The sequence below is a fragment of the Thiorhodovibrio frisius genome (genome assembly GCF_033954835.1).
Classification (GTDB): Bacteria; Pseudomonadota; Gammaproteobacteria; order Chromatiales; family Chromatiaceae; genus Thiorhodovibrio; species Thiorhodovibrio frisius.
On sequence record NZ_CP121471.1, the window covers coordinates 2,409,888 to 2,422,886 of the forward strand.

Annotated in this window: 12 protein-coding genes, 1 CRISPR repeat array and 1 riboswitch; of the genes, 5 read left to right on the plus strand and 7 right to left on the minus strand. The window is 61.2% G+C overall.

What is annotated here, in order from left to right; all coding sequences use genetic code 11:
- Positions 1–23: 23 nt before the first annotated feature.
- Entirely contained in the window at positions 24–1,220 is a 1,197-nt protein-coding gene (locus tag Thiofri_RS11285) for a nickel-dependent hydrogenase large subunit (RefSeq protein ID WP_009151503.1), read from the minus strand.
- A gap of 16 nt (positions 1,221–1,236) precedes the next feature.
- The gene (locus Thiofri_RS11290) at positions 1,237–2,754 is read right to left on the minus strand and encodes a DUF4139 domain-containing protein (RefSeq protein WP_009151504.1); all 1,518 of its coding nucleotides are present in this window, start codon (positions 2,752–2,754) and stop codon (positions 1,237–1,239) included.
- 460 nt (positions 2,755–3,214) lie between these two features.
- Here Thiofri_RS11290 and Thiofri_RS11295 point away from each other — a divergent pair, with 460 nt between their 5' ends.
- The 5 genes from Thiofri_RS11295 to Thiofri_RS11315 all read left to right on the plus strand — a co-directional run bounded on the left by Thiofri_RS11295 (position 3,215) and on the right by Thiofri_RS11315 (position 9,235).
- Positions 3,215–3,778: a Uma2 family endonuclease gene (locus Thiofri_RS11295; RefSeq protein ID WP_040857691.1), complete on the plus strand. Its 564-nt coding sequence runs from the start codon at positions 3,215–3,217 to the stop codon at positions 3,776–3,778.
- 14 nt (positions 3,779–3,792) lie between these two features.
- Positions 3,793–5,565 (plus strand): N-acetylglutaminylglutamine amidotransferase, encoded by a 1,773-nt coding sequence (locus tag Thiofri_RS11300; protein WP_009151506.1) that lies wholly within the window; start codon positions 3,793–3,795, stop codon positions 5,563–5,565.
- A gap of 153 nt (positions 5,566–5,718) precedes the next feature.
- A riboswitch (cobalamin riboswitch) is annotated at positions 5,719–6,023 on the plus strand.
- A gap of 135 nt (positions 6,024–6,158) precedes the next feature.
- The gene (gene btuB, locus Thiofri_RS11305; protein ID WP_009151507.1) at positions 6,159–8,039 is read left to right on the plus strand and encodes a TonB-dependent vitamin B12 receptor; all 1,881 of its coding nucleotides are present in this window, start codon (positions 6,159–6,161) and stop codon (positions 8,037–8,039) included.
- A 9-nt stretch (positions 8,040–8,048) separates the two neighbouring features.
- Positions 8,049–8,600 (plus strand): bifunctional adenosylcobinamide kinase/adenosylcobinamide-phosphate guanylyltransferase, encoded by a 552-nt coding sequence (cobU, locus tag Thiofri_RS11310; RefSeq protein WP_009151508.1) that lies wholly within the window; start codon positions 8,049–8,051, stop codon positions 8,598–8,600.
- The gene (locus tag Thiofri_RS11315; RefSeq protein WP_009151509.1) at positions 8,597–9,235 is read left to right on the plus strand and encodes a histidine phosphatase family protein; all 639 of its coding nucleotides are present in this window, start codon (positions 8,597–8,599) and stop codon (positions 9,233–9,235) included. The genes cobU and Thiofri_RS11315 overlap by 4 nt, the downstream gene beginning before the upstream one ends.
- Positions 9,236–9,380: 145 nt before the next feature.
- A CRISPR array of direct repeats spans positions 9,381–10,140; the repeat unit is 37 nt; unit sequence GTTTCAATCCGCGCCCGGCCAATTGGCCGGGCGATGC.
- 178 nt (positions 10,141–10,318) lie between these two features.
- Here Thiofri_RS11315 and cas2 read toward each other — a convergent pair.
- From cas2 to Thiofri_RS11340, 5 genes are read right to left on the minus strand one after another with little or no spacing between them, the layout of a single operon-like run.
- Entirely contained in the window at positions 10,319–10,609 is a 291-nt protein-coding gene (gene cas2 / locus Thiofri_RS11320; RefSeq protein WP_009151510.1) for a CRISPR-associated endonuclease Cas2, read from the minus strand.
- A gap of 39 nt (positions 10,610–10,648) precedes the next feature.
- A complete protein-coding gene (cas1c, locus tag Thiofri_RS11325) occupies positions 10,649–11,704 on the minus strand; it encodes a type I-C CRISPR-associated endonuclease Cas1c (RefSeq protein WP_009151511.1) in 1,056 nt (351 codons plus the stop codon).
- Position 11,705: 1 nt separating this feature from the next.
- The gene (gene cas4, locus Thiofri_RS11330; RefSeq protein WP_009151512.1) at positions 11,706–12,380 is read right to left on the minus strand and encodes a CRISPR-associated protein Cas4; all 675 of its coding nucleotides are present in this window, start codon (positions 12,378–12,380) and stop codon (positions 11,706–11,708) included.
- The gene (locus tag Thiofri_RS11335; protein ID WP_009151513.1) at positions 12,377–12,760 is read right to left on the minus strand and encodes a DUF5615 family PIN-like protein; all 384 of its coding nucleotides are present in this window, start codon (positions 12,758–12,760) and stop codon (positions 12,377–12,379) included. Before Thiofri_RS11335 ends, cas4 begins: the two co-directional genes overlap by 4 nt.
- Positions 12,757–12,999: a DUF433 domain-containing protein gene (locus tag Thiofri_RS11340; RefSeq protein ID WP_009151514.1), complete on the minus strand. Its 243-nt coding sequence runs from the start codon at positions 12,997–12,999 to the stop codon at positions 12,757–12,759. Before Thiofri_RS11340 ends, Thiofri_RS11335 begins: the two co-directional genes overlap by 4 nt.

Consider the following 12,999-nt stretch of genomic DNA (forward strand, 5'->3'; position numbering starts at 1 on the left):
TCCGCATGGATGAGTTAGTGTTTTTAGGCTTCCAGACTGATGGAGTAGTCGACACAGGGGTCAATGGCAGTGACTAGCAGGTCAGCTAGCCGCTCAATCTCGGTCCGATCAGCTGCTTTTCCACCTGGCGGTAGCCTGCTTAAAGCCTGATTCAGCACCCCTTGCGGATGAAAGTTCCATTCAGTCGGTGCCAGCACCTGATGGCGCTCGACGCGGCCATCTCGCAAGACCAGTCGATGCACCAGCAGGCCGCGTGCAGCCTGGACGGCGGCGAGGCTGGTGTCTGATCGGGGATGCAGACTCTGGATGGGTGGCGCATGGTTGCTGACCGCGCTCGCCTCGGCCAGGGCTTGCGCGAGTTCCACCAGCAGCGCGGCGAAACGGGTCAGCAGGCCGTTGCCATGCGTTTGCATCAAGCTGGCGATCAGGGGTTCCCCAGCCATGCGTGCGAGCGGCGTGGTCTCATAACAGCGTCCCTTGATGCTCGGAGCTGCGATGAAGGCATCAGTGCTGGTACTGCCCAAGGCGCCGCTTAGCTGCTGTTCAATGGCGCTCAGGTCGGGCTGGGTAAGAAAGGCAGTCCGGGTCTGGCCGAGTGTTTCCAATTCTTGCTCATGCAGGGCACGCGCCATTGCGGCGGCTGGTGTTTGAGCGCTGTCTGCGAAGCGTCGCCACTGCTCAAGGCTGTCGCAAGCGGCTAGCCAGTCGGCGGCAGTTGTTCCCAGGCTGGCCTGTTCGCCAAGTGCGATCAGCGCGCTCAAGGCGGACTCGTTGGCTGATGCAGTTGGACGATCGATGCGCGCGCTGGGGATGAAGGGCTCACCCGTCACGCGCAGCTGGGATCGCAGCCCTTGCCAGGCGGCCATGACGCGGGCCATCAGAGCATCCTCGCGCGTTAGGCCGAGCAGAGGCGGCCAGTCGAGCAATAGACGCCAAAGATGCTCCTTGATCAGCTCCGCGTGCAACAGTTGCTGACGGCAGAGCCGGGTCGATGCGTCGGGTGCTAGGTTTAGAATGGACTCGGCAGCGGCGGTAAACGCCTGGGACTGGGCGGTAGCACACAGGCTGTAGAGTAGCGGAATCTGGCGTGCCACCTCGGCGACAGGCTTGCCGGAAAACACCCGCGAGGCAGCCAGCGGGCGCGAGGAGCGGATGTCCACCCGCCAGCGCTCGCTATCCCAGTTCAGGGCAATGCGCAATCGTCCGGCCGGATCATCCATGCCGTAACCGCCCGTCCTAGAGCCGCACCCGTACCCGATACGTCAAAGTTGTCGAGCCCTCTGCCGGCACATCAAGCGTCCAGACTGCGGTATGGGCATTGCCTTTTTGATGGGGTGCGCTTTCTTCGAGGATTTTCCAGTCGCCGGGGAGGCTCTCCTGCAAGGTCACAGTGGCCGGTTCTGACTTGGCATTTTTGACCAGGATCTCGAACGCACTGTCGAACTCATACTGCCAGGGGCCGCTGCCAGAGCGCTTGGTGAATTCCGTCTGTTTGCGGCTGGCGGTGACGTCGAAGGATTGTCCGAGCAATACCTTGAAAGTCTCGTTCTTGGGTGTATGGTCGATGCGATCCTCGCCGATGAACTGGGCATTGCCGGCCGAGTCGCGCTTGTAGACGCGCAGAGTCCCGGCGGGCAGCGGCATGCCGAGGTTGGATGCCTCGTCATTGGTCAGCTCAAGGAACACCTGCACGTCCAGATCCTGCGCCAGGTCGCCGAGCGCGCGCTGATAACTGCCGGCGCCGCCCTGAATCACCAACTCCTTGCGCACCTTGGCACCAGAGGCGGCAAGCAGACTGACCTGCTTGGACTGATTATCAGCAATGGTGGTCGGCTCGGCCAGGCTGTAGAGGTGGTACTCAAACAGGGCCTCTTCCTCCATCGGCGGCGCGGCAGCGGCCATCATGCGACGCTCGGCCATGCCGTCAAACATGCTCGGGGGATCGGGCGCGCGGTTCACATCGCCAGCGACCAGTTGCAGCCGGGCGTTGCTGTAGCTGGTGCCGCTGCGGTTCTCGAGCGTCACCCAGCCGGTCAGGTCGAGCTTGGTCTCGTCGCTGCTCAGCTCGCCGACATAATCGGCCTGCCAGCTCAGGCCCCCGGTCAGGTAGCTGAGTTCCAGTGCCTGCGGCTGTGTCGCCTGGTTATCCAGTCGCATCACCAAGGTAGGGCGGTCGCGCAGGTTGGCGGGAATGTCGCGATAGACAATGCGGTAGCCCAGACTGCCGGGGCTGCCAGTCTCGATACGGTCGCCAAGTTTCAGCACCACGCCGTCGTTCGCGGCCAGCACGGTGGCGGTTTCTTCGGTCTCTTCACCCGTGGTCGGATGGGTACGGATAAGTCCAACCTCGCGGCCGACGTATTTTTCCAGCAGCTTGCCGGGGGTGAGCAGATCGAAGTCAAAATTCTGCTCGATGACCCGTGGTGCCGGGGTCTGATCGCCCTCGGGCACGCGCAGCAGGGCGGTCTGTGGCTTGATGCGCGCGCTGACATCACGAAAGGCCAGATCCAGTCGCCCAGCTGGCAGGCTGATCTGGCGTTGGTCTTTGATCAATGCCAGATCGCTGTTGTAGATGGTCACCGCGACCGCAGTCTGGTCGGCCAGGGTGGTGCGGACTTCGGGTAATCTGTTATTGGTTTGATCAGTGGCCTGATCGGCTTCGGGTGGGTTGGCCATGGCCGCCTCCGCGAGCAACAATGTCAGAGCAGTGGTGAATAGCGGCCAGAAGGCCCGTGGTTTGGCGCTTGCTTGCATGATTTGAAGGCTCCGGTTGGGATGATTGTCCGTCTGCGCAGGGCCCAATGCCAGAGCGAATGGGCGCGTTTGCGCACCGCATCAGGGCTGTCGGCGATGATTGAGTCTATACCAATTGCAAACTGATTTTCGGTTCTGGGCCGGGTGACGGTCACGGGGGTCTCGGCGGCAGGACGCCGCCGGGAAGCCTACAGGGAGGTATTCACGGCGTCTCCCGTGGCCGTCACCCGGCCCAGAACGAGCCGAAATCTCGAGGGTTTCGGTATAACCGATTTAGCTGGCGAGTTTTTCTCCTGCCTTGGCGGTCTGGATTTTAAGCGCAATGGCGACCTGCCGCCGATTGAGTTCGCGCGCTAAGATAGTAGTCAAGGGTGACCTATGTCCCTTGTGATTCTGTCGAGAGTTCTTGATGTCGCGGACACCGAAGGGTGCCTACATTCGTTGTTTATTGGGTGCACTAATGTCTTTTAATGCACAGCAAAAACCGTCTCTGAGTGTCGAGGATTATCTGGCTGGTGAGCCTTGCAGCGAGATTCGGCACGAGTACATTGATGGTCAGGTGTATGCCATGGCCGGTGCAAGTCGCGCGCATGGACTTATTTTGAACGCTTTTGCATTCGCGCTAACCCCCGCTGCGCGGTTGAAGAACTGTCAGCTGTTCACCTCGGACATGAAGGTAAGACTCGAGATCGACGGCAAGACGCTGTTTTACTATCCGGATTTGCTCCTGTCCTGTGATCCGGAAGATCGCGAGTCCGATTTCTGCCAGTTGCCCTGCCTGATCGCAGAGGTGTTGTCTGAATCTACGGAACGCATTGACCGGCGCGAAAAGCTGCTGGCGTATCAAACCTTGCCGAGCTTGCTTGAATATCTGCTGGTGGCTCAAGACGGGGAGCGGGTAGAAGTCTACCGGCGCAAGAATGATTGGCGCGCGGAATGCTACGACAACGGCGATATCTGGCTGGATTGCCTGGCAACTGCGGTGCCTGTGGCGGAGATTTACCTGGACCTGAACCGAGCCTAGGAGGCTGATCGACTGTGTGCGGAATCTGCGGTGAATTGCGCTTTGATGGTGCCCCGGTGGAGCTTGGGCGCATCGCGCGCATGATGGAGCGGTTGGCGCCGCGCGGGCCGGATCATGGCGGCAGTTACAGCGATGGTGCGCTGGCCTTTGGCCATCGGCGGCTGTCGATTATTGATCTCTCGGTGCGCGCCAATCAGCCCATGGTAGACCAGCGCCTGGGACTCGCGCTGGTGTTCAATGGCACCATTTACAACTACCCGGAGTTGCGCACGCAATTGCGCGGGCTGGGCTACGACTTTTTCTCCGATGGCGACACCGAGGTTATCCTGAAAGCCTGGCACGCCTGGGGCGAGGATTGTGTCGCGCGCTTCGACGGCATGTTTGCTTTCGCGCTCTGGGATGCCAACCGCCGAGTGCTCTTTCTAGCGCGTGATCGCTTTGGTATCAAGCCGCTTTACTGGACGCGCAATGACCAAGCCTTTCGCTTTGCCTCCAACAGCCAGGCTTTGGTGGCGGGCGGTGCGGTGGATACCGCTATCGATCCGGTCGCGCTGCATCATCTGTTTACGCTGCATGCAGTGGTGCCGGCACCGCGCACTGTGCTGAAAGGCCTGCGCAAGCTCGAACCGGCGCATTGGCTGATGATCGAGGCCGATGGCCGCGAGCGCAGCGGCTGCTACTGGCGGCTGAATGCCACTCGCGAGCCGGTTGCCCGCTCGGAGTCCGAGTGGGTTGATGCTGTGCATGAGCGGCTGATGCAGTCGGTGCGCAAGCGGCTCGAAATCGCCGACGTACCGGTCGGGGTGCTGCTCTCTGGGGGGCTGGATTCCAGCCTGCTGGTGGCGCTATTGGCCGAGGCCGGGGCGCGCGATCTGATGACCTTCTCGGTCGGCTTCGAAGACACACCGGAAGAAGCCGGCAGCGAGTTCGTCTTTTCCGATCAGGTGGTTGCGCGCTATGATACCCGCCATCATCGCTTTCTGGTGCCCAATGATGAAGTCCTGCGCCGCCTGCCAGAAGCGGTCGATGCCATGGCTGAGCCCATGTTCGGCCAGGATGCGGTCGCTTTTTATCTGCTTGCCGAGCAGGTCTCGCGCGAGATCAAGGTGGTGCAGTCGGGGCAGGGCGCCGATGAGGTCTTCGGCGGCTACTTCTGGTATCCGCGCATTGCCGCCGAGACCCAAGGAACGCCGGTCGAGCGGCTGCGTCAGCACTATTTCGACCGCGACCATGCCGAGTATCTGCGTTTGGTGACCCAAGCCTATGCCGGTGCCGATCATACCGAGGCGCTGCTGGCCGAGCGGCTGGCCGAGCCGGAGGCGGACGAGGTGATCGACGCCGTGCTGCGCCTGGATGTGACCACCCTGATTGTGGATGATCCTGTCAAACGCGTGGATAACATGACCATGGCCTGGGGTCTGGAGGCGCGGGTGCCTTTCTTGGACCATCACCTGGTCGAACTGGCCGCGCGTTGCCCGCCGGAACTGAAACTGCGCGAGGGTGGCAAGTTTTTGCTTAAGCGCGTTGCGCGCGGGCGGCTGCCGGATGCGGTCATCGACCGGCCCAAGGGCTACTTTCCCATGCCGGCGCTCAAATATGTGCGCGGAGAGTTTCTGGGTTTCATGCGCGATATTCTTAATTCCCAGACCTGCCGTGAGCGTGGGCTCTATCAGCGAACCATGGTCGACCAATTGTTGGCCGCACCCGACCAGCACCACACACGCATCCAGGGCAGCAAGCTGTGGCAACTGGCGCTGCTGGAATACTGGCTGCAGCGGCATCTCTAAATCCCCGCGCCCTGCGTGCCATGTGCCAGTGGCGCGCATCCGTGTGCGCCGTTCAGACGGCAACGGACCGATTCTCTCGTGCTTAACCGCGCATAGGCATTTGACCTCACCCCCGCTCCTGGCTTAGGCTAAAACCCTATAGACGCCAGGTGATTCGCACCTTTTTACTCGGGCTTTGCCCTTGATGAAAAGAACAAGCGGATTGAAACGGGAAGCCGGTTCAGTGGTGGTTGTTTCAAGCAACAATAACACCGCGAGTCCGGCGCTGCCCCCGCAACGGTAGGCGAGTTGTGATCGCGACAGATGCCACTGTGGTTGGCCAGGCCCATTGTTTGGGTTCTGGTAGCCCCATGGGAAGGCGTCGCAATCCGGATACCACAGGCCAGTGATGTTCTCGCATCATTGCCCCTGGCCTCCAGCTCGTGAGCCCGGAGACCGGCCTGCGTCTGCTGTGCGGCGTTGCGGAGGGCGGCGGCCGGGTCAGGCCTCGCCCGCGTTGGTCTCCCGTCTTGTGTCCTGTCCCCGTAATGGCCGAATGTTTCCATTCGACATAACAGCATCCGCGGGTGAGCGGGTGCGGGACGACGATCATCATGACCCATCCTCTCGCGGGCTTCTTACGGCCTGCCGCCCTGGTCATCGGGCTGCCCTCTACTGCCATGCTTTCTGCGGCCGCGCTGGCTGCCGTGGAAGATGTGACCAACCTCGACCCCATTGTGGTGACCGCGACACGGATGCCGGAAACCACGGGGGAGACCCTGGCGTCCGTCACCGTCATTGACCGCGCCGATATCGACCGCCGCCAGTCGCGCACGATGACTGACATATTGCGCGGCCTGCCGGGCGTCGGGATCAGCAGCAATGGCGGACCCGGGCAGCCGACCTCGGTCTTTCTGCGCGGCACAGAATCAGACCACACCCTGGTGTTAATCGACGGTGTTAAGGTCGGCTCCGCGACCTTGGGCACTGTGCCCTGGCAGGACATCCCGGTGGAGCAGATTGAGCGCATCGAGGTTGTGCGCGGGCCGCGCTCGAGCCTTTACGGCTCAGAGGCCATCGGCGGGGTGATTCAAATCTTCACCCGCAAAGGTGGTGGGGAGGCAACCGCCGGCCCGCTTAAGGCGCGGGTGAGCGCCGGGGCTGGCACCTACGGGACGGTCGAGGGACATCTGGGGCTTTCCGGCAGCAGTGGGAGCGCCTGGTTTGATGCCGGACTCGGCTTTGAGCGCAGCGAAGGCTTCAATGCCTGCGATGGGGAGCCGCTGGTTGGTGGTTGCTTTGTCAATCAGCCGGATCGCGACGGCTACCGCAACGACAACGGCTCGCTCAGGGCGGGGTACAGGTTCTCGGACGTCCTGGAAGCCGACGTGAATTTTCTGCGCGCGGCCAGCGAAAACGACTATGACGGCAGTGCCTTTGCCGGCGATGCCAGCAAGGGTCTGTTGCAGGTTGCCGGTATCAATCTGACCCTGCAACCCTTGGCAAACTGGTCGAGCAAGCTCTCCCTGGCGCGGTCCTGGGATGATTCCACCATCTATTTCGATGACGACGAGATCAATCACTACGATACCCGTCGTGACATCTTGAGCTGGCTGAACAGGCTTAGCCTGGGTGCTGGGCAGCAGCTTGGTCTTGGGCTGGATTATCAGCTAGATGTGGTCGACACTGATCCCAGCTATGCGACCGACAGCCGCCGCAACCTCGGGGTGTTTGGCGAATATCTGGGCGCATTCGGGCCGCAGGACTGGCAGCTTAGCTTGCGCCATGACGACAATGAGCAGTTCGGTGGCCACACGACCGGCAGCATCGCCTGGGGCTATCGGCTGCCAAACCGCTTGCGGGTGACGGCCTCCCTGGGCACGGCTTTCAAGGCGCCCACCTTCAACGAGCTGTACTATCCGGGCTTCGGCAATCCTGACCTGGAACCGGAAACTGCCCAAAGTGCTGAATTGGGTCTGAGCGGCCCGCACCCTTGGGGTGACTGGGGCTTGAGCCTCTATCAGACCGAGATCGAGGATCTGATCGCCTATGATGGCAGCACTTTCGCCCCGGCCAATCTGGATTCGGCCCGGATTCGGGGCATTGAGCTGTGGTCGGTAGCGCGCATCGCCGACTGGGATCTGGATGCTAATCTGACGTTGCTCGATCCGCGCAACACATCCCCTGGGGCGGATCATGGCAAATTGCTCGCTCGCCGTCCCGAGCAAAGCCTGCGTCTGGATGCCGACCGCCGCTTTGGGCGCGTCGGTCTCGGCGGCACCCTGACACTTGAGGGGCGCCGCTATGATGACTTTGCCAATCAGACCCAGCTCGATGGCTTTGCGTTGCTGGACCTGCGGGCGGAATACGCCTTCAGTCGCTCGCTCCTGATACAAGGACGGGTCGAGAATGTCTTCAATGAGGATTATGAAACCGCTGCTTTCTACAACCAGCCCGGGCGGAGCTTTTTCGTCACCCTGCGCTATGCACCCTGACCACCCTCAATGACGGCTGAGCGTCTTTTAATCCTCGGCGGCGTCCGCTCTGGCAAGAGCCGGCTGGCCGAGCGGCTGGCCCGCGCCTCCGGCTGGCCGGTGACCTATCTCGCCACGGCAACTCCGGGCGAGGATGCAGAAATGCGCGCGCGGGTTAAGGCGCACCGTGACCGGCGCCCGGCCGACTGGGCGCTGATCGAAGAACCGCTGCATCTCGCCGCTGCCTTGCGCGCGGCCAGCGCCCCCGAACGCAGCGTGCTGGTCGAATGCCTGACCCTGTGGCTCGCCAATCTGCTGTGGGCGGAGGACGAGCCCCTGTTGCAGCGCGAACTAGCCGACTTGCGCGCACTGCTGCCGAGTTTGCCCGGTCAGGTCATCTTCGTCGGCAACGAGACCAATCAGGGCATTATCCCGGTCGATGCCCTGGCCCGGCGTTATTGCGATCTGGCCGGAGAGCTGCATCAGGACATTGCCCGTCAGTGCCAGCGCGCGCTGCTTTGCGTGGCCGGATTGCCGCTGGTACTCAAGGGGCCGCCGTTGGCCGGGATGCTGGCCGAATGACCGGGCGCCTGGTTGATCTTCTGCGCCACGGTGAGGTCCAGGGTGGTCCTTGCTTTCGCGGTCGGCGCGATGATCCGCTCACCGAGCTTGGCTGGCGGCAGATGCGCAAGGCGCTGACGGCACTGGCCGCCAGTCAAGGCGCCGCTTGGGATGAGGTCATCTGTTCTCCCGCGACTCGCTGCCAGGCCTTTGCACAAGAGTTTGCCAGCGTGCGCGAGCTGCCGCTGGCCATCCATTCAGCACTGGCAGAGCGGGATTTCGGCACCTGGGAAGGGCTGCACGCCAGCGAGATTCCGCTCGCCGATTTGTCGGCGTTCTGGGCTGATCCGCAGGCGTTTGATCCCCCGGAGGCCGAGCTATTTTCCGCCTTTCGTCGCCGTGTGGCCGATGCCTGGTGGGAATTGGTCGAGGCCGACCCGGTCCAGAACGACTCGGCACAAAACACTGGCCACCACAGGCTTATCATTACCCACGGCGGTGTGATTCGTATCTTGCTGGGAGAAATCCTCGGCTTGGCCGATACCTCCCTGCTGCTGCTGGAAGTGCCGCCGGCAAGCATCACCCGCATCCGGCTGCACGAGGGTGGCGGCCGACCCAGTCTGGTCGCCCATCTGCCGCCAGCACCATGCCGGTGAGGATTTGGAAGAGTTTCAGCTCAGTCCCCACCGGAGCGCAGGCGAATCGCGGCGCGCGGAAAGCCGATGGCAGATCGCATCGGTCTCCAGTTCCAGGATCTCGCGCATCATGAACACCCGGGATGTGCGTTCTGTCCGCTACCGTGTTTCAATCCGCGCCCGGCCAATTGGCCGGGCGATGCAAAGAAGCAAATTATACTCAAGTATATTTTCTTACCCGTTTCAATCCGCGCCCGGCCAATTGGCCGGGCGATGCTTGATAAAGAGAAAAATATTACTGATTTAATTGATGTTTCAATCCGCGCCCGGCCAATTGGCCGGGCGATGCCTCTCCTAGTGCGTGATTGCGGCGATCATGGCCGCGTTTCAATCCGCGCCCGGCCAATTGGCCGGGCGATGCTTCAGGCACTGACAAAACTGCGAGACAGTTATCGTGTTTCAATCCGCGCCCGGCCAATTGGCCGGGCGATGCGGCCATCTATGCTTCCCCGATGGCGCCATTACCGCGTTTCAATCCGCGCCCGGCCAATTGGCCGGGCGATGCAAGCAGAGCAAGAAGTTTACTTCCGCGCTGGAAGGTTTCAATCCGCGCCCGGCCAATTGGCCGGGCGATGCTTTGCCGCTTTTGGTGCGCGCGCAGGGATCGCTCAGTTTCAATCCGCGCCCGGCCAATTGGCCGGGCGATGCGCAACTGATGATAGCGTCCGCAGCTTTGCAATAAATGTTTCAATCCGCGCCCGGCCAATTGGCCGGGCGATGCCACCGGCCATCACCAGGTGGCTGCAATAAGTGTGGCGTTTCAATCCGCGCCCGGCCAATTGGCCGGGCGATGCCTGATGGCTTGGGCTTCGTCGGTGAAGGTCAGGGCGTTTCAATCCGCGCCCGGCCAATTGGCCGGGCGATGCTCCGCTGATGCAACCGCTTGTTTTAAGAAGTTGCGGCGGATAGTTTGCGCGAACTTGGTTTGGAAGGGGAGCGTTCTCTTTCGTTCTTTCGGAAGAAAAGTTGAAAAAATTAAGGAAATCAACGTATAGCGGTGCGCGCGAAGGTGCCAGAAAAAAGAAATTGCTTGGGGTTCGCGCATCAGACGACCAGAGGACCTTCGAAGTCAGTGGAACGAAAGCGGCCATATTGCTTGATACGCAGATCGTGGGGTTCGGTCAGCCGATAGAAACGCAGATTATCCTCGGTCTGGTCGATTTCGGCGAGGAGCTTGCGCTCGATTTCTTCATAAAGCATTTGGTCGACCTGGCATTCGAACACCGATTTTTGGACGCGTTGACCATAGCGCTCGCAGACTTTCGCGACTCGGCGCAGTCGCCGGCGACCGGCGGATGTTTCGGTGGATACGTCGTAGGTCACAATGATGAGCATGGTTTTGCGACTCCAAGCGGCAGCAAAAATATATACCCATCAAGACTTTGCTAAGAATGGCAGGTAGCCGTCAAGGTCGCCACGCAGAAAGCGGGCGAGCACGCGAGCTTGGACGAATGGCAGAATGCCAATGGGAACTTTAGTGTCGAGGATGGGATGCTTGATTTCCTCTTGCTTGCGTTCCTGCCATGCGGCCACGACTGCGCGACGGCCCTGATCGTTGAGCATGACGGCGCCGCCTTCGCGCAAATCGAAGTCTTTGGTGGTCAGTTGGGCGCGGTTGACGAGTGTCAGGGCGAATCGGTCGGCGAGGATGCTTCGAAACTCTTCCTGCAGATCAAGGGCTAGCGCGGCGCGACCGGGACGCACTGCATGCAGAAAGCCAAGCTGGGGGTCGAGTCCAACTGATTCGATGGCGGAGCGGCAGTCGTTCATCAGCATGGAGTAGAGAAAGGACAACAGCGCATTGAATCGGTCGCGCGGTGGACGACGCGAACGCCCCGATAGTTTGAAGTGCGCGCGCATTTTCGGTTTGACGATAAGCTCAAGGACAGAGAAATAGCGACGGGCGGCTTCTCCTTCGGTACCACGCAGGCTGTCGATGTCCGCAGCGACGGGTACGGCACGCAGGGACGCGGCCAAGGACTCGGCGGCAGCGATCAGTTCAGCGGACTCGGCGGGATTCTCGGTTTCGCGAGCGCCGCGCAGCAAGACGGAACGGCTGTTACGCAATTTGCCGGCAATCAGGGCACGGGCGATGGCGAGGCATGTATCCGTTGCTTCGCTGGCCCGGTACTGCGCCTGGCGGAGCAGGATGTTGCCAGACACGGGGCCTTCCAGCCGGGCTTTGAAGCGGCCAGAACTCTCGAGAAGAACCAGCGACTTGCCTTCATCGGCAAGGCGGTGCATCAAGGCTGGCGAGACCATGATGTTGCCGAAACAGACCAGGCTGCCGACATGATGCAATGGGACGCGGAGGCGGGTCTCTCGTTCGACGTCGATGCGCACGGTGGTATTGTCGAGATGCACATAAGCCCCTGGCGTCATGACGTAGAGGCTATTCTGAATCTGGTAACTGGTTTGACTGGCGGGCATCTTAGTCAGCTTCGAATTCTGGATCGAACAGGCCACTCAGTGCGTGATTGAACCGCTGCTGCTCACCAATGAGCTCCGGCTGGCATAAGAGGGACAGGGAACATTCGCGGCAGCGCCGGTCGTTGACGGGCGGTGGCAAGCGGTTGGATGCCAGCATGGTGCGGATGGCGGTCAGAGTATCGGCGACGGCGGCGCGGAGGTTGTTGTCGATGGCGACTTCGCGCCGGCGATGGCTGGTGGCGTGGTAGATGGCGCCGCGCGGCACGGGGCGGTCGAACATTTCTTCCAGGCACAGCGCCTGGGCGGCCAGTTGGATGTCGTCATGATGCGCTTGGCGTTTGCGACCATGCTTGTATTCGACCGGAAAGATGGCGCCATCGGGATGGATTTCAACCAGATCGGCCTTGCCGATCAGGCCCAAGCGCTCCGACCACAGCGGCAGGGAGCGCTCGATTTTCACCCCTGCCTTGATGGCTTCACCGGGTTGATCGACCAGATGATGTACGGCCTGTCCACGCGCGGTATGCAGGTTGTCGGTGAAGGACTGCTCCTGATGAATCAATGCGCATTGGCGTGGGCAGTAAGCCCAGTGCTGGAGCGCGGAGATGGCGATGGGGTCGACCAGCCCCGTAAGGCTTGAACGGCCCGCCGCGTCAATTGGTATGGCCTCGGTCATCCTAGCACCCGGACTTGCGGTCGACGTCTCACGGTGCGACCGTCAAAAATATGAAAACATCCGAGATGCAGCTGCCCCTGGTCGAACAGTTGCTCGATCCACTGCGCTGGCTCCTCGGGGCCATAGGAAGTGACACGCAACAAAAGCGTTAGGGGCGGCGGTGGCAGCTTTTGGTGAAAAATCAGGTCACCAAAATCGCGATCAAAGGTGGCCAGCCAACGATGCTCGTCAAGGGCGAGGGATAGCACATCCGCGTCATCCAGGGCGGCATGGGTATCGCTGATCGCCAAGACATCCCAACCTGAAGCACGCAGATGCGCAACTGCCGGTTCGGGAAAGTTTTCATCGAGTAGCCAGGCGGGACGGGACGACTCTGTCACGCTCGCACCTTATCAATGGCGACGTAGTCTTCTTCGCGAAAGACTTCGGTGACGAAGCGAATGGCGGCTAGCACATCCTCGCGTGTCAGGCGTGGATAGGCGCTGAGAATTTGCTCCGTTGTCCAGCCATCGGCGAGGCGATCCATGATCTGATCAACAGCGATGCGAGTGCCGCGAATGGCGGGTTTGCCGACCAGGATCTTCTCGTCAACGCTGATACGCTCGTGCCAGTTGGTCAT